At 38.6% G+C, this 17,567-nt stretch carries 15 protein-coding genes; all 15 read left to right on the top strand.

Going from position 1 to position 17,567, the window contains the following annotated elements; genetic code table 11:
* Complete coding sequence (locus IWB18_RS03160) at positions 1-1,086, top strand: Gfo/Idh/MocA family protein (protein WP_456298275.1); 1,086 nt, start codon at positions 1-3, stop codon at positions 1,084-1,086.
* Positions 1,083-1,655: an N-acetyltransferase gene (locus IWB18_RS03155; protein WP_195682152.1), complete on the top strand. Its 573-nt coding sequence runs from the start codon at positions 1,083-1,085 to the stop codon at positions 1,653-1,655. The genes IWB18_RS03160 and IWB18_RS03155 overlap by 4 nt, the downstream gene beginning before the upstream one ends.
* 354 nt (positions 1,656-2,009) lie before the next feature.
* Positions 2,010-3,152 (top strand): DegT/DnrJ/EryC1/StrS family aminotransferase, encoded by a 1,143-nt coding sequence (locus IWB18_RS03150; protein ID WP_195682151.1) that lies wholly within the window; start codon positions 2,010-2,012, stop codon positions 3,150-3,152.
* 1 nt (position 3,153) lies between these two features.
* The gene (locus IWB18_RS03145; RefSeq protein WP_195682150.1) at positions 3,154-4,272 is read left to right on the top strand and encodes a glycosyltransferase family 4 protein; all 1,119 of its coding nucleotides are present in this window, start codon (positions 3,154-3,156) and stop codon (positions 4,270-4,272) included.
* Positions 4,273-4,282: 10 nt separating this feature from the next.
* Positions 4,283-5,407, top strand: coding sequence for a glycosyltransferase (locus IWB18_RS03140; RefSeq protein WP_195682149.1), 1,125 nt, complete (start codon positions 4,283-4,285; stop codon positions 5,405-5,407).
* 29 nt (positions 5,408-5,436) lie between these two features.
* Entirely contained in the window at positions 5,437-6,723 is a 1,287-nt protein-coding gene (locus IWB18_RS03135; protein ID WP_195682148.1) for an O-antigen ligase family protein, read from the top strand.
* Positions 6,720-7,751, top strand: coding sequence for a glycosyltransferase (locus IWB18_RS03130; protein ID WP_195682147.1), 1,032 nt, complete (start codon positions 6,720-6,722; stop codon positions 7,749-7,751). Before IWB18_RS03135 ends, IWB18_RS03130 begins: the two co-directional genes overlap by 4 nt.
* Before the next feature lie 24 nt (positions 7,752-7,775).
* Entirely contained in the window at positions 7,776-9,008 is a 1,233-nt protein-coding gene (locus IWB18_RS03125; protein WP_195682146.1) for a glycosyltransferase, read from the top strand.
* 29 nt (positions 9,009-9,037) lie between these two features.
* Positions 9,038-10,540, top strand: a complete 1,503-nt coding sequence (locus tag IWB18_RS03120; RefSeq protein ID WP_195682145.1) for a lipopolysaccharide biosynthesis protein — start codon at positions 9,038-9,040, stop codon at positions 10,538-10,540.
* Between the two features lie 140 nt (positions 10,541-10,680).
* Entirely contained in the window at positions 10,681-12,741 is a 2,061-nt protein-coding gene (locus IWB18_RS03115; protein WP_195682144.1) for a copper-translocating P-type ATPase, read from the top strand.
* Between the two features lie 408 nt (positions 12,742-13,149).
* Entirely contained in the window at positions 13,150-13,770 is a 621-nt protein-coding gene (locus IWB18_RS03110; protein ID WP_195682143.1) for a sugar transferase, read from the top strand.
* A gap of 53 nt (positions 13,771-13,823) precedes the next feature.
* A complete protein-coding gene (locus IWB18_RS03105; RefSeq protein ID WP_195682142.1) occupies positions 13,824-14,687 on the top strand; it encodes an NAD-dependent epimerase/dehydratase family protein in 864 nt (287 codons plus the stop codon).
* Complete coding sequence (locus IWB18_RS03100) at positions 14,687-15,517, top strand: glycosyltransferase family 2 protein (RefSeq protein ID WP_195682141.1); 831 nt, start codon at positions 14,687-14,689, stop codon at positions 15,515-15,517. Before IWB18_RS03105 ends, IWB18_RS03100 begins: the two co-directional genes overlap by 1 nt.
* Before the next feature lie 28 nt (positions 15,518-15,545).
* A complete protein-coding gene (locus tag IWB18_RS03095; protein ID WP_195682140.1) occupies positions 15,546-16,793 on the top strand; it encodes a TolB-like translocation protein in 1,248 nt (415 codons plus the stop codon).
* 16 nt (positions 16,794-16,809) lie between these two features.
* Positions 16,810-17,567 (top strand): glycosyltransferase (locus tag IWB18_RS03090; protein ID WP_195682139.1); only part of this gene is annotated, 758 nt, incomplete at its 3' end.

Below are 17,567 nucleotides of genomic sequence, written 5' to 3'. Positions count from 1 at the left end.
ATTTTGAGTTTAAAATACGCTATTATCGGATGCGGAAGGATCTCACCAAACCATATCGCCGCAGCTTTGGAAAACGGTTTGGAGATCACAGCCCTTTGTGATATTGTGATCGAGAATATGGATGACAAGATCGTCAAATTTGAATTATCAGAAGAGACAAAAAAATATACCGACTACAAAACGATGCTAAAAGAAGTAAAACCCGACCTTGTGGCTATCTGCACTGAAAGTGGTCTGCACGGAAATATCGCACTTGACTGCATTGAGGAAGGATGTAATCTGATAATCGAAAAGCCCATCACCCTTTCTATAGAAGAAGCGGATAAAATTATCGAGAAAGCCAAACAAAAAAACGTTAAAGTTTGTGCATGTCATCAGAACAGATTCAACAAGTCCGTTCAAAAGATAAGGGAAGCAGTCGACAAAAACAGATTTGGCAAGCTTTTTTACGGTACCGCCCACATAAGGTGGAACAGGGGTTACGAATATTATTCCAGAGCCAAGTGGAGAGGAACCTGGGAGCAAGACGGAGGAGCCCTTATGAACCAGTGCATCCATAACATCGATCTGCTCAGGTGGATGATGGGAGATGAGATAACTGAAGTTGTCGGAATGACCGACAATTTGAGCCATGATTATATAGAAGCAGAAGATTTGGGTATCGCTTTGGTTAGATTTGCCAATGGAAGCTACGGAATAATCGAAGGGACTACGGACATCTATCCTCAGAACCTGGAAGAGACCTTATATATATTTGGAGAGAAAGGAACTGTAAAAGCGGGAGGCCAATCGGTAAATCTGATCGAAGAATGGCAGTTTGCAGATCTATTGGATGATCCAAACGAAGTCAAGGCAAAATATCATGAAAATCCACCCAATGTTTACGGGTTCGGGCACGTCCCACTTTATGCGGATGTGATGGATGCCATAAAAAATGACAGACAGCCATATGTAACGGCAGAAGATGGGAAGAGAGCACTTGAACTTGTCCTTGCCATATATAAATCAGCAGCAGAGGGAAAAAGCGTCAAGCTTCCCCTTGAAAAATGCTCCACTATGGATTTTAAGGGAAGGTTCGACAAATGAGTTATTTCGTACATGAAAGCAGTTATGTAGACGATGGATCCAAGATCGGTGAAGGCACAAAGATATGGCACTTTTGCCACGTGCAAAAGGGTGCGCTCATTGGGGAGAACTGTTCTTTGGGGCAAAATGTAAATGTCGCTGACAACGTAGTTATCGGAAACGGTGTCAAGATCCAAAACAACGTTTCCGTTTACCAGGGTGTGACTTTGGAAGACTACGTTTTCTGCGGTCCTTCCATGGTATTCACCAATGATTTGACACCAAGAAGCAAGTATCCTAAAGGTGTGGCAGGTTACAAGCCGACACTCGTTAAGTATGGTGCTTCCATAGGAGCTAATGCAACCATCGTATGCGGCAATACCATAGGCAGGTGGGCCATGATAGCTGCCGGAGCTGTGGTGACAGGCGATGTGAAGGATCATGCTTTAATGGCGGGTGTGCCTGCAAGACAGATCGGCTGGGTATGCGAATGCGGAGTGCCTTTAGGGGATGACTTGGAGTGCACGGATTGTGGTAGGATATACCATATGGAAGATGACCACCTGGTTGAGCATCCGCCCTTGTCCTGATATGCTACGTCATCCTGAGCCTGTCGAAGGATCTACATAGTCTACGTCATCCTGAACGAAGGTGAAGGATCTCCATAAACAATGACATATGAGTAGATTCTTCTCTTCGTTACACTTTGGTCAGAATGACGATTTTTAACATAGTCTACGTCATCCTGGCTTGTCGAAGGATCTCCATGTTTACGTCATCCTGAACGAAGGTGAAGGATCTCCATAAACAATGACATATGAGTAGATTCTTCTCTTCGTTACACTTCGATCAGAATGACGATTTTTAACATAGTCTACGCCATCCTGAGCTTGTCGAAGGATCTACTCAAATACCCTAAAATTTAACTCTTGGGAGTGATATCAGTGGAATTCAGAGATCTAAAATCTCAATACAATAGATATAAATCAGAAATAGACCAAGCGGTACAAGATGTAATGACTAAGGGCACCTTTATTGGTGGAGGCCCAGTCGCAGATCTGGAGATGGAACTATCCCGCTACGTGGGCACCAAACACGCCATAACCTGCGCCAACGGCACAGAAGCCATGACTCTTGCACTCATGGCCTGGGGCATAGGTGAAGGAGATGCAGTTTTTGTTCCTGACTTTACGTTTTTTTCTACGGGTGAGGTAGTCGCCTATAGTGGTGCCACTCCAATATTTGTAGACGTGGAAGAAGATACCTTCAACATGGATCCTAAAAAACTTGAATTGGCAATCCAAAATGCCATCAAAGAAGGCAAACTTAAGCCAAGAGTCATTATACCTGTAGACCTTTTTGGACTTCCGGCAGACCACCCGGCTATAGAAAAGATCGCAAAGAAACATCAGATGCTTATTTTGGAAGACGGCGCTCAAGGTTTCGGAGGAAACATAGACGGAAAAAAGGCTTGCAGTTTTGGCGATGCCGCAACCACGTCATTTTTTCCTGCCAAACCTCTGGGTTGTTACGGCGACGGGGGAGCTATTTTCACTGATGACGACCATTTGGCAAAACTATTGCAATCCCTCAAAGTTCACGGCAAAGGTGAAAACAAGTATGACAACGTGCGTATCGGTCTTAATTCAAGACTTGACACCATGCAGGCGGCCATACTAAAAGTAAAGTTGAAAGCTTTTGAAAATCACGAGCTTGAGGATGTAAATAGAGCCTATTGCAATTACAATGACATGCTGGGTGATTGGGTAAAAACACCAAAAATCCCCAAAGGATATTATTCCAGTTTTGCCCAGTATACTATCATTCTAAAGGATAAATCCGAACGGGATCATCTACAAAAGAAACTAAAAGATGAAGGCATCCCCACCATGATTTACTACATAAAGCCAATGCACAAGCAGGAAGCTTTTGAAGGAAATGCCTTTGAAGAAAATGATTTTGAAGTGACAAATACTCTATGCGATAGAGTCCTGTCGCTCCCAATGCATCCCTACCTTACAGAAGGTGATATCCACAAGGTTTGCACTAATATAATAAAAATCTTGAAAGAAGCAAGGTCCAACTGATATGACTTCAAACTCAAATGACAAGAACCGTAAAGTTTGCCACATTACCAGTGCACACCCCAGGTTTGATATAAGGATATTTCACAAGGAGTGTGTATCCTTATCAAATGCAGGATACGAGGTGTTTCTTCTGGTAAACGACAGCCAGCCTGATGAAACAAGAGACGGAGTAAATGTTGTTTCAACTGGCTTTAGCCCCAAAAACAGATTTGAGAGAATGATCCTTTCCCATAAAAAGATTCTTGAAAAAGCACTTTTGATAGATGCGAAAGTTTATCATCTTCACGATCCTGAACTTCTGGGAGTTGGAACCAAACTCAAAAAGGCAGGCAAGAAAGTCATATACGATTCTCATGAAGATGTTCCAAGACAAATTATGGCAAAGACCTGGATACATCCCGTATTAAGAAAGACCGTTTCAAAAGTATTTGAGATTTATGAGAACAAAAGAGTCAAAAAATTTGACATGATCGTGGTTCCAACGCCGCATATATATAAAAGATTCAACCATATCAACGAAAATGTTGTAGAATTGTGCAATTTCCCCATGCTCAAGGAATTCCGAAATATTCCTGAGCAGATCGAAAACAAAGTTGGAGTCTGCTACGTTGGTGCAATATCAAAGGTTAGAGGCATATATGAGATATCAAAGGCTACAAAAAAACTGGGTATCCCACTCAAGATATGCGGCAAATTTGTACCGGATAGCATCAAAGAAGAGATCCTAAGTGAAAATCCGCAGATAGAATATTTGGGTTTTCTAGACCGAAAAGGTGTGTCAAATGTCATAGCGCAGTCGGTTTTAGGCCTTGTAACGCTTCTTCCCACACCCAACCACGTAAATTCCTATCCCATAAAGATGTTTGAATATATGGCGGCAGGGATCCCGGTTGTAGCTTCGGATTTTGAGCTTTGGAGAAACATAGTAGAAAAATCCGATTGCGGCATTTGTGTGGACCCTTCAAATGTAGAAGAAATAATAACAGCGATAGATAAACTGATCAATGATCCTAAAAAAGCTGCGAAAATGGGTCAGAATGGAAGAAAAGCCGTTTGGGATATTTACAACTGGGAAAAGGAAGAGATAAAGCTGGTTGGAGCTTACAAAAATTTGATTTAGGGTGAAGCTGATGAAGATCATGATCTTGGCAAGGGGAATACCCACCAATAAAAGTAAAACCTACGGGATATTTGAATTCGACCAAGCCAAGGCCCTGCATAAAGCGGGGGTAGATGTAATATACGCAGCAGTCGACATTCGTTCGATCAGGCATTGGCGCAAATGGGGGTTAAGCAAGAAGGTTATTGATGGTATCAAAGTTTACACCATTAACATCCCTGGTGGAAATCTACCGGGTACTATGGTCAGATTTCTACGGAGATATGGTTTTGAAAAACTATTTAGGCACATCCAAAAACATGAAGGAACTCCGGATCTTATACATTCACATTTTTATTACATGAGTAGATCCGCGGGAGCTCTTTGCAGAGAGCTAAAAATACCCCTTGTTATAACCGAACACTCTTCCAAGTTAAATATGGATGTGGTTGACGGGTCGGTAAAAGACGAAGCTATTGAAGCTTACTCTTTAGCAGACAGGCTTATTGCAGTAAGTCCGGCTATAGGCGATTCCATCAAAAAACACCTTGGGATCGATCCATTGATAATTTCAAATGTAGTAGACACTGAAGAATTCAAGGTTTCAGAAAACCAGAATGAAGATATGTTTACAGTTGTCTCAACGGGAAATCTCATACCTCAAAAGCAGATGGATATGCTTATAAGGGCTTTCGGAAAGGTCTTTAGTAGTGAAAAACAGGCCAAGCTGATTATCTTTGGAGATGGGCCGGAAAAGGATAAGCTTTTAAAGATCACCAGGGAACTTGGACTGGAAAACATGATAGAGTTAAAAGGGATCAGGGAAAGATCCGAGATCGCCTCTGCCCTTCAAAGAGCAAACCTATTTGCCCTTGCATCAAAGTCTGAAACTTTTGGAGTTTCATACATCGAGGCACTGGCTTCTGGGGTACCGGTCATTGCCACCAGATGCGGCGGCCCCGAGTATTTTGTCAATGAACAAAATGGGATCCTCATAGAGCCAGATGATTTTGAAGGCCTTGTCAGTGCACTTGAGCTCATGAAGTTTCATTCAAATGATTACGACAGATCCAAGATAGCTAAAGAAATCGATGAAAGATTTTCTTCAAAAGCCGTTGCTTCAAGATTGATCGAATTATACAAAGATATTATTTGATCAATCTTCATTAAACAAGAAGGTGAATTATGAAAAGCAAAACAATAAACGTGAGGGAAATTATGCTGCCGGCGATAGCGGCTTTTATACTACTCACCCCCACCATAAAGCCCGGTAGATTGCCAGGCATCAGATTGGAGCAGGTGGTTTTGGTCTTGGTGACTCTTTACCTTGTGTACAGTTTGGTAAAAGGCAGAGACCAGTTAGTCCATAAATCCATTTTTCCCGTTGGATTGCTGTTTTTTTCCGTTTTCGTACTTGTTTCCATACTTAACGGTTATCTAAATGGCTACGATATTATTTTTAACGATTTCTTCGAGTTGTATAAAATATATATTTACGTCGGTATATTTACATTGACTGCATCTTTAGCTTTAGATGACGAGACCAAGTTCAGAGTGTTAAAGTTCATGCATTTGTATTTTATTATTACAGCGGTAGTAGCAGTTACCCAGTATTTTGATCCCTTTGGAATAAACGAATTGTATCTTCCCATTTTAGCACCCACCCATTCCATAACACTTATCAACGATTATCCATCACCCAGGGTGGTAGGACTCTCCGACAATCCAAATGTTTATTCCTTCATGATGGCGGTAGCCACAAATTTGTCCTACATGTTGTATTTAAAGTTTAGAAACAACAAATACATCGTTGGGATGGTCCTCAACTTCATAGTGCTTCTTATGACAAAATCCAGAACAGGGTTTGTCTTTTTTATAATAGCCTTTGTCATTTTGACGGCTCTTATGCTTAGAGGCAGGATGGAGAGAAAGAAAGTCAGGATAGTAAAAAGAATTGCCATTTTTATAGGGATCATAATGATCTCTCTTGTGGTATTCACACTGGCACTTTTCATACTTCCAGATGATCTTACTTGGAGGGTCAAGCAAATGGCTGATTTTACGAAGCAGACTTCTTGGGTAAACAGGATAAACAACTGGCAGGAGAATATTAGCTACATAAAAGAGCATCCAATCCTCGGCATCGGTCCCGGGAAGGCGGTGGAGTTCAAATACTCACCTGACAATGAATGGATATTTTTGCTTAGAAGGTACGGGGTGTTGGGAACCACATACCTCATAGCAATATTTGCAGTATCAATAAAGAAAAGGTGGGGTCATTTGTCCAATACCTACCCGGGAAGATTATACATTTCGTTGATCATCGGTTCAGTATTCTTTATGATAACTGCAGGCTTGTACCACTCATTTCAACTTATGGCCATGATGATGATGATTGCCGGTTTGGCATACGGTAGAAAAGAGGATTTGATGTCTGTAAAGGAAATACTTAAGATAAGGGGTAATCCATGAAGGTGATATTTATAACCTATGCCGATTTTGAGAATCTTGCTAGCGGTTCTTCAGTCAGGCCGTATAAAATTTATAAAACGTTTATTTCCCTTGGCTATGAAGTGATCCTGATTCAAGGGAACCTAAAATCCAGGCGAAAAAGCTACCTCGAATACAAGAAAAACGGTGAACTCAATAATGCAGATTACTGTTACATAGAACCTTCAACTTATCCAGTACATCCCTTGGACTATTTTATGTTTTATGACATCAACAAAAAGAATATCCCCATAGGGCTGTTTTATCGGGATATGTATTACAAATTTCCAGATCTCTTTCCAAAGAAGGGCTTTAAAAAGTGGATGCTTCTATTTAGATACAAGCTGGATTGGTTTGTATTTACAAAAATATCTGACACCATATTTTTTCCAAGTGAGACAATGGCTGGTTACTTTGATTTTAGCTCCAAAGCAGCTTTGCCCCCCGGAGGAGAAAAAATAGACTTGCCTCCAAAAGAACTTAAGAGATCTGTAGTCTACGTTGGTGGAGTAAGTGAAAGATACGGAACCGGCATATTGCTTGAGGCGTTTAAAATCATCAACGATAAAGGCGCCGAAATCAACTTGAACCTGGTTTGCAGAGAGCGAGAAAGTGATTTTCTCAAGGATTACAGGAAAGAAAAGTGGCTTAGTATAATCAGTGCAAAGGGTGACGAACTGGCTGATGTATACAACAAATCAGATTTGGCTGTGATACCCTTAAAGCGAAGTGAGTATAATGATTTGGCCGTATCTGTCAAACTGTTTGAATATATGTCTTATGGTCTTCCCGTTGTTTCTACAGATTGTACGGAAATGGCAAGGATCATAAATGAAAATAATATAGGAGTCGTGGTAGAGGCCGATCCAGACTCAATGGCAGATGCAATAATCAAGTTGTACGATGATAGGGACAAACTGGAAAGTTTAAAAAAACAAACGATAAGTGCACTTGCATCAAAGCATTTGTGGGAGCACAGGGTAAAATCCATAGAGGATTCCTTGTTGTAAAATGAGTCATAAGAGGAGATGTAAATGAAAAATAAATTGATTCTGATTACGGACAATTATCCCTTCGGAAGAGGAGAGGAATTTATCATCGATGAGATACCCTTTCTTGAAAGCCGCTTCGACTTGACCATTATAGCTTCCAACGTAACAGAAGAAAAGACAAAAGAGTTAAACCCAAGTGTTATAGTGCACAGGTATTCTCCATTTAAAAAAAGCTATCAAGCTTTAAAATATATTCCTCAAATGATCACGGATTTGGAATTTTGGAAAGAAGCTTTAAGGATCTTAAAGACTAAAAAACTTGTATCAAAAAGATTAAAGGACATATTTCTTTTTTATGCAAAAGGCCTGGATTTTAGAAAGTATTTGTTTGCTAGTGGTATTATAAATAAGAATTCTGAGTGCATCCTGTATTTTTACTGGATGAATTACAAGTTGTTGTCGGTACTTGCCAAAGGTTTAAATTTGTCAAACTGCAAGGTAGTTGCAAGGACTCACGGATATGATCTTTACGACTTCAGAAATATTTATGGCAGACAGCCCTTCAGAGAACTGATAGACAAAAAAATAGACAGAATATATTTTGTTTCAGATTATGGCAAGGGTTACTACCTGTCAAATCACAAAAAAACTGATGGCAAAAAATACACTGTAGCAAAATTGGGGATCATCAATGAGGGGAAAATAAATCCCATAGAAAAGCCACATACATTTACCATGGTCAGTTGTTCAAACATGATTCCACTCAAGAGGATCGATCTGATTATATGGGCTCTGTCCATGATAGAGGACTTTAGCCTAAACTGGATCCACTTTGGAGACGGCAGCGCAAGAGAAAATTTAGAAAAACTGGCAACGGAACTTTTGTCAAATAAACAAAACATAAAATATGAATTTAAAGGCCACGTGAATAATTCCGTGATACACGAATTTTATCAAACAACTCCGGTAGATAGTTTTATAACCACTTCCTCCACTGAGGGTGGTTGTCCTGTATCTATACAAGCTGCCATGTCATATGGAATACCGATCATAGGGACAAATGCAGGGGGTATCCCAGAGACTATATGTGGAAATGGATTTTTGTTGGAAGCAGACTCCACCCCGGAAGAAGTGGCAAAAGCCATAATGAAGATCGGCAACATGGATAAGGATTCCATTGCTTTTATGAGAGAAAAATCCCGAAGCAAGTGGGAAAAAGAGTTTGATGCAAACATCAACTTCGAAAAATTCGCAGATGATTTAAATGATATCTAAGTATTTAAAATGAGGGAAAGGAGCAGGTTATGTCCAGGATAGAAAACAGCATCAAAAACGTAAAATTTTCTCTTGGTGGGCAGATGATAAGCCTGCTCCTTAGCTTTGTTTCAAGAACTGTATTTGTCAGATATTTAAGTGCCGAGTACCTTGGACTTAATGGACTGTTCACAAATGTGCTTTCCATTCTTTCCCTGGCGGAACTTGGCGTTGGCACTGCCATTATTTACAGCCTGTACGAACCTTTGGCAAAAAATCAAGAGTACCGGCTAAAAGCCTTGATGAGGATATTTAGAAATGTATACATAACCGTAGGCATCTGGATGTTTGTTGCCGGTTTGGCCCTTACCCCATTTTTGGACTTTTTCATCAAGGACATGCCGGACATTCCGAATATCAATTTGATATACATCATGTTTGTAGCAAACTCTGCAACTTCGTATTTTTTCTCTTACAAGAGATCCCTTGTAATTGCAGACCAGAAGAAGTACATCGATTCCTTTTACCACTTCGTATCTTTGATACTGATCCACTTGATTCAAATAGTGGTTTTAGTTTTGACCAAAAATTACATCCTGTTTTTAACTGTAAGAATTGTAGGATCTTTTGCTGAAAATTATTTAATTACCCTTAAGGCAAACAAGCTGTATCCGTATTTAAAAAAATATAATGGGGAAAAGCTGGAAGCAGATGATAAAAAAACCATAGTAAAAAATATAAAGGCTCTGTTCTTTCACCGTATAGGCACCATAGCAGTTACTGGGACGGACAACCTTTTGATGTCCAAGTTCGTAAGTTTGATTTCAGTAGGACTATATTCAAACTACCTGATGATAACAGCCTCTTTGACCATGGTGTACAAGCTCATATTCCAGTCATTGATCGCCAGTGTAGGTAATCTTGGAGTCAGTGAAGATAAGAAAAGGTTGATAAGTGTATTTAAGTCAGTAGACTTTTTCGGATTTTGGATCTTTGGGTTTTCTTCCATAGCGCTGTTTATTCTATTTAATCCTTTCATAGAGCTGTGGCTTGGAGAAGAATATCTATTTGAAATGCCCATAGTGTTTTTGATTTCACTGAACTTCTACCTTAAAGGCATGCGGACAGGCGTGCTTACCTTTAAAGATGCCTTGGGCCTTTACTACCAAGACAGGTACAAGCCACTCATCGAAGCGGTGATCAACCTGAGTGCATCAATATTTCTAGCCATAAACTTCGGAGTGGCTGGAGTATTGATAGGTACCACCATCAGTACCCTGACCACTTCATTTTGGGTGGAACCGTATGTTTTATACAAGTACGGCTTTAATGACAAGATATACCATTACTTTAAGACGTATGTCTTAAGAAGTGCCCTGGCTTTCGGCATCGGATATGTTACTTACTTGGCAAGTCGGCTCGCAAATGGCGGTTCCTTAATGGAATTTGCGCTTAAGGCAGTGATAACTGCAGTCATACCAAATCTATTTTTCTTAATAATTTTTAGAAAAAAAGAAGAATTCAAATATATAATCAAAGCTTTGAAAAGATAGAGATCTTCATTTTCCGTATGTGGAAAATGAAGATTTTATTTATTTCGCCATCCGAAATAATCCGCATAATATTCTTGGCTATGGGTATACAAAAATGTAAGCAGTGAATTTAGGCGCGGAATATTTCAGGAGGTTATACAATGGAAAATCACGATCACGAGAAACACGATGATCATATGCAACATGAGAAACTCGAGCAGCACGAGCACGGAGAACATGACCATATGCAGCATGAACAACACAATAATCACCAAGGAGGTTCCCACCATGAGATGATGGTGGAAGATTTTAAGAAGAGATTCTTTGTATCATTGGTAATAACAGTTCCAATTTTGATCCTTTCGCCCATGATCCAGATGTTCTTAGGTGTAGATTGGAGATTTGTCGGAGACTCCTACATTCTTTTTGGACTGTCCACCATTCTTCTGATCTATGGGGGAAAACCCTTTTTAACGGGATCGGTCGATGAACTTAAAAAGAAAGAACCAGCAATGATGACTCTTATAGCTTTTGCTATATTGGTTGCTTATTTTTACAGCACACTTACCATTTTTGTTCTTAAAGGCAACGATTTCTTCTGGGAGCTTGCTACTCTTATCGTGGTAATGCTTCTTGGTCACTGGATAGAGATGAGATCTGTTATGGGAGCATCAAGGGCTCTTGATGAACTTATAAAACTAATGCCGGATATGGCTCATCTGGTAAAGGAAAATGACGAAGTTGTAGAAGTGCCTGTAGAGGAACTTAAGAAAGGGGATCTGGTTTTAGTTAAACCGGGAGAAAAAATACCAATTGACGGAATAATAGCCAAGGGAAGTTCATCGGTAGATGAATCCATGATAAGCGGAGAATCTGTTCCTGTAGAGAAAAATGTAGACGATGACCTTGTTGGAGGTTCCATTAACGGTGAAGGAGTTTTGACTTTTTCCGTAGAAAAGACCGGTGATGATACGTTCCTGTCTCAGGTGATAAAATTGGTTGAAGATGCCCAAAAATCTAAGTCAAACACCCAGAGACTGGCTGACAAGGCAGCAAAATGGCTGTTCTATATAGCAGTTTCCGCAGGAACAATAACATTTATTGCTTGGATGATTATCGGGGGGGATTTGAACTTTGCCGTTGAGAGGGCAGTTACGGTAATAGTAATATCCTGTCCCCATGCATTAGGCCTTGCCATACCCTTAGTGACTTCAATGTCCACAGGGATCGCCGCCAAGAGAGGACTTTTAATTAGAAACAGGTCTGCATTTGAAAATGCAAGAAAGTTAAGCACTGTAGTATTTGACAAGACCGGTACCCTGACAGAAGGAAGATTTGGTGTCAGCGATATGATCCCTTTGGATATTAGCAAGGAAGATCTGCTGCAAATAGCTTACTCCATAGAAAAAAACTCTGAACATCCCATAGCAAAGGGCATCATAGATGAAGCTGAAAAAATGGGGATCAAATCTATTGAAGTGGAAGATTACCAAAATCTCACCGGCAAAGGTTTACGAGCAACACTTGAAAACAAGGAAATGATGGCAGTAAGCCCAGGGTATTTAGATGAAAAAAATATAGAATACGACAAAGAAGACTATAAAAGACTGGCAGGTGAAGGAAAGACAGTAGTATTTATCTTGGAAGAGAGAAAACTTATTGGATATGTAGCTCTTTCAGACGTCATAAGAGAATCTTCCAAAGAAGCTATAAAAACTCTTAAAACCATGGACATAAAATCAGTGATCCTTACAGGGGACAATGAAAGCGTTGCCCGTGAAGTTGCAAAAACTTTAGGAATAGATGACTATATAGCAGAGGTGCTGCCTGAAGAGAAATCTTCAAAGATTGATGAAATAAAAAATAGTGGAGAGATAGTTGCCATGACAGGTGACGGCGTCAACGATGCTCCGTCTCTTGCCAAGGCAGACCTTGGTATAGCCATAGGAGCAGGTACTGATGTTGCCATTGAAACTGCAGATGTTATTCTAGTTAAAAGCGATCCAATGGATGTAGTCAGTTTGATTCAACTCTCAAAAGCGACTTACAAAAAAATGGTTCAAAACCTTATTTGGGCTACTGCCTATAATGCAATTGCTCTGCCTCTGGCAGCAGGTGTGCTGTACAACCAGGGCATAATGATAAGCCCTGCAGTAGGGGCTGTCTTGATGTCACTTAGCACCGTGATCGTATCAATCAATGCAAGGTTGTTAAGACTTTGAAAATGTAATCGGAAACAGGCTGTATTAAAGATTATATTTCCCCTATTTTATGTACAATTTTATTTACTTATGGTAAAATTATTTGACGTGAATACCAAGTATTTCGTCGGGCATGTGTTTATACTTGAATAAATACCGCCGTAAATTCTTGCTGCAAATATTATTGCATAGTACTGCAGCACCGAGGTTGTCTTAAATATGAATTTTATTACCTTCTACCATATAGAGTTGGAGTTCGCAATTGAATAAGATGTAAATTTTGATATCCTTGGAAATTTGGGTTGCCTCAGTTCCAAGGCTAGTTTTGTTTAAATAATATGAAAGTGGCAAGAGGAAAGAAAAAACTTTTAAACTTACTTGCCAGCCGACTTACAGACCAAATAGATTACAAATTCGGAGGGTTCACATATGTACATGAAAGTTAAAAGATTAATTGACATATTACTATCGGCGATCGGCCTAATTATCCTATCCCCGATATTTGCTATCCTAATCATCGCAATTAAGCTTGACTCAAAAGGGCCTGTCTATTTTAAACAGAAAAGAATAGGGATCCACAAGAGTCATTTCAATATTTTAAAGTTTAGAACTATGAGAATAGATACTCCCAAGGATACACCCACGCATCTTTTAGAGAATCCAGATCAGTGGATCACTAAGATGGGCAAGTTCCTAAGAAAGACCAGCCTCGATGAGTTGCCCCAGATATTTAATATTTTAAGAGGTGAAATGAGCATTATTGGGCCGAGACCGGCTCTTTGGAACCAGTATGATCTTATCGAAGAAAGAGATAAATACGGAGCAAACGATGTGCCCGTTGGCCTTACAGGTTGGGCTCAGATTAACGGTAGGGATGAATTGCCTATAGAAATAAAAGCTAAGTTAGATGGAGATTATGCAAAAAAAAGAAGTCTCAGGTTTGATTTTATATGCTTTATTGGGACCTTTACTGCTGTTCTTAAAAGTAAAGGAGTTATAGAAGGTGGAACTGGAGTTATTGCAAAGATGACAAAGGACAAAGAGGATTAAAGAATCTTTTCCTGGCTATTTTCTATTCTTGGATTTTACTACGAGGTGAATTGATGAAACAAGTACTAATAACAGGCGAAAACAGCTATATAGGTACATCTCTTGAGAATTGGCTTATGAGAGAACCTGATAAATATAAAGTAGATACCTTTGATATGAAAGACGGGTCATGGAAAGAGAAGGATTTTTCAGGTTATGATGTTGTATTTCACGTTGCTGGGATTGCTCATGTTTCATCTGATCCCAAAATGGAAGTGCTTTACTATAAAGTAAATAGAGACTTAACGATCGAAACTGCTGAAAAGGCCAAGGCTGAAGGTGTCAAACAGTTCGTTTTTATGAGCAGTATCATTGTTTATGGTGAAAGTAGCAGTAGAGAAAGAATCATTGATAGAAATACAATTCCTACACCTAGTAACTTCTATGGGAATAGTAAGCTGCAAGCAGAGGAAGGCATCAAGCATTTAGAGACAGATGATTTTAAGATTGTGGTGCTAAGGCCACCTATGATTTACGGTAAAGGATCCAAGGGAAACTATCCAAGGCTTGCAAAATTAGCCAAGAAGATACCGGTGTTCCCTGATATTGATAATAAGAGAAGCATGCTTCATATAGATAATCTTTGTGAATTCATCAAAGTTATAATCGATTACGAAGAATCAGGAGTATTCTTTCCACAGAATGCAGAGTATGTAAAGACCAGTGAACTTGTAAAAACTATTGCTGAAGTTCATGGGAAGAAGATTATAATGACTAGGATTTTTAATCCGATTTTAAAATTGATGTTTGGAATGGAAATTGTAATCAAGGTGTTCGGGAACTTAGTGTATGAAAAGTCTATGAGTGAGTACGATGAAGTAAACTACAGAATAAGAAACTTTAAAGAATCTATCGAGTTGACGGAGAGTGTAGATTAATGGATACAAAGTATAGTGTATTAATGTCAATATATATAAAAGAAAAGCCAGAATACTTTGTTCAAAGCTTAGAGAGTATGGTGAATCAAACGCTCATGCCAGACGAAATTGTGATTGTTAAAGATGGTGAGTTGACAAAAGAATTAGAAGAAGTAATAGATATGTATAAATGCAAGTATCCAGGCTTGTTTAATATTGTTCCACTTAAAAAGAACGTTGGATTAGGACGAGCATTAGATGAAGGCCTAAAACATAGTAAAAATAATTTAGTAGCAAGAATGGACACTGATGACATCTCATTGCCGAATAGATGCGAGTTACAAATTGATCAATTCAATAAAAATCCTGAACTTTGTATCGTAGGCACAATGATTGATGAGTTTTATGATAAACCTGATAATATAATTTCGTCTAGAGTTGTACCAACTACAAATGATGCTATATATAAATTTATGAAGCGTCGAAGTCCATTTAATCATCCAACAGTTATGTATAAAAAAACTGAAGTGATAAGATGTGGCGGATATGGAAAGATGAGGAGAAAACAAGACCTGGATCTGTTTTCTCGGATGATTAATAATGGGTGTTATGCCCAGAATATTAATCAATCTTTGCTATTGTTTAGATCAAATGAGGATAACTTTAAACGTAGAAAAAGCTGGTCATATTGTAAGAGCTATATCGATGTGCAGTATGAAATATGGAAGAGAGGTCATTGTAGTTTAAGTGATCTGGCTTTTGTTACTACAGGACAACTCGTAATGTTTTTAGCTCCTATGGGGCTGCTTAAGAAGATTTCTAACAAATATTTGAGAAACAATAAGATTTAAAATATTTTACGATTCGAGAGGTGCAAATATGCTACGAAAGTTAGAAGGTAGAATAAATGCAGCATTAATGAAATTTCCTATAATAAAAAAAGTTGTTAAACGAGCTTATCAAGTTTCAATGTATGCAATATCTCCTAAAATAAAGTCTGAAGGAGAAATCATTAGAATTACACCTCAAGATGATTATGAATACTTCTTCGGTTATTATGATAAATCCCCTTGGGATGCTTCTAATCGATACATGCTTTGTTTAAGAGTTAAGGATACAACCAAATCTGTCGCGCCTGAAGAACCCGCAGATATCATTCTTATAGATACTACTAATAATAATTCATTTGAAGTAATTTCTAAAACCAACACTTGGAATGTTCAGCAAGGGTGTATGCTTCAATGGTTAGGTCCAGATTACTCAGAGAGGATCATATTTAATGATTTTCGAGATGGGGAATATTGCTCAGTAATTTTGAATATCAAATCAAGAGAAGAAAGAGTAATTGACATGCCGGTTTATATCGTTTCAAGCGATGGAAAGTTTGCTCTAACACTCGATTTTTCAAGGCTACATAGACTTAGAAAAGGTTATGGGTATTCGAACTTGTCAGAGAAAACAGCCAATGAGAAACTGCCGAATGAGCCTTGTATATGGCACATTAATCTTGAAACTAATGAAACTAAACCAGTTTTAAAATATACAGACTTTGCAAACTTTGAACCTAGGACAGAGATGGATGGAGCTGAACATAAAGTCAATCATATAATGTTGAATCCATCAGGTGATCGATTCATGGTTCTGCATAGATGGTTCAACGGTACGAAGAAGTTCACAAGACTGGTGACAGCTAATATTGCAGGCGATGAGCTGTTCGATTTGAGTGATGATAATATGACTTCGCACTGTTATTGGAAGTCTGATAAAGAAGTATTAGCTTATGCCCGAAAGAAAGAAACGGGGAATGGCTATTATCTGATGAAAGATAAGACAAATGAGTATACCCAAATGTGGCCAGAGTTAATATCTGATGGACATCCTAGTTATTCTCCGGATGGTAGTATGGTTGTCACAGATACGTATCCTAATAGATCGAGAGTGGCTTCAGTTTATGTCATTGAGCAAAACAAAATACGAACGGTAGCAAGAGTTTTTGCTCCTTTCAAATACGATAATGATTTGAGGTGCGATTTGCACCCAAGATGGAATCGAACAGGAGATGAAGTTTGCTTCGATTCTGTGTTTGAAGGGAAAAGGGAACTATATTACGTTAAAATCAGCAAATAAAAAGGTGGTTGCCATAATGGGTAAGATTAAAGTATTGTATATTGTTTCAACATTAAGGAGTAGTGGACCAACAAATCAACTGCTAGGGAAAATAAGTAATTTGGATAAGAAGAAATTTGAGGCCAAGGTTTTAACTTTATCGCCAGATCCATCAAACAATAGAAGAGATGATTTTGTCGCTGCTAATATTGAATTGGATTCTCTTAACTTATCTAGGGTTCAATTTCAATTAAAAGGAAAAACACTTTTAAAACAATACATTAGTGCGTATAATCCTGATATTGTTCATACAACAGGAGTGAGAGCAGATATTGCAGTTTCGAAGTTGAAAGTTGAATCTAAACATTGTATGACTATTAGAAATTATGCTTTTGACGATTATGTTGCTAAGTATGGTAATTTTATTGGGAAAAAAGCAGCAAAAAGCAGCATTAAAGCGATGCAAAAATGTGAATATGTAATATGTTGTTCAAAATCACTTAAAGAAATGTACTCGAAAATATTACCTCAGGAATTGTTTGTAGTACAAAATGGTGTGGATACCATAAAGTATGCACCACTAGATAAAAAAGAAAGCAAAATCAATCTAAGAGAATCCCTTGCTTTGCCAATTGACAAAGTTATTCTAACTGCTGTAGGAAGCCTGATTAAAAGAAAGGATCCTATAACTATCATTAATGCTTTTAAAAATGCTAATAAAGAAAATAATGCTGTCTTACTTTTGTTAGGAGACGGTGATTTAATGGAAGAATGTAAGAAAATAGCTGATAACAA

Origin of the sequence: Alkalibacter mobilis (assembly GCF_015594845.1) — a bacterium.
GTDB classification, from domain to species: Bacteria; Bacillota; Clostridia; order Eubacteriales; family Alkalibacteraceae; genus Alkalibacter; species Alkalibacter mobilis.
The sequence above is the reverse complement of the archived record's forward strand: the minus strand, read 5'-3'. Positions and strand labels throughout refer to the sequence as shown.

Coding starts and splice junctions, on each gene's coding strand:
- IWB18_RS03155 (WP_195682152.1), top strand. CDS start 1,083: ATGAGTTATTTCGTACATGAAAGCAGTTATGTAGACGATGGATCCAAG.
- IWB18_RS03145 (WP_195682150.1), top strand. CDS start 3,154: ATGACTTCAAACTCAAATGACAAGAACCGTAAAGTTTGCCACATTACC.
- IWB18_RS03140 (WP_195682149.1), top strand. CDS start 4,283: ATGAAGATCATGATCTTGGCAAGGGGAATACCCACCAATAAAAGTAAA.
- IWB18_RS03135 (WP_195682148.1), top strand. CDS start 5,437: ATGAAAAGCAAAACAATAAACGTGAGGGAAATTATGCTGCCGGCGATA.
- IWB18_RS03130 (WP_195682147.1), top strand. CDS start 6,720: ATGAAGGTGATATTTATAACCTATGCCGATTTTGAGAATCTTGCTAGC.
- IWB18_RS03125 (WP_195682146.1), top strand. CDS start 7,776: ATGAAAAATAAATTGATTCTGATTACGGACAATTATCCCTTCGGAAGA.
- IWB18_RS03120 (WP_195682145.1), top strand. CDS start 9,038: ATGTCCAGGATAGAAAACAGCATCAAAAACGTAAAATTTTCTCTTGGT.
- IWB18_RS03115 (WP_195682144.1), top strand. CDS start 10,681: ATGGAAAATCACGATCACGAGAAACACGATGATCATATGCAACATGAG.
- IWB18_RS03110 (WP_195682143.1), top strand. CDS start 13,150: ATGTACATGAAAGTTAAAAGATTAATTGACATATTACTATCGGCGATC.
- IWB18_RS03105 (WP_195682142.1), top strand. CDS start 13,824: ATGAAACAAGTACTAATAACAGGCGAAAACAGCTATATAGGTACATCT.
- IWB18_RS03100 (WP_195682141.1), top strand. CDS start 14,687: ATGGATACAAAGTATAGTGTATTAATGTCAATATATATAAAAGAAAAG.
- IWB18_RS03095 (WP_195682140.1), top strand. CDS start 15,546: ATGCTACGAAAGTTAGAAGGTAGAATAAATGCAGCATTAATGAAATTT.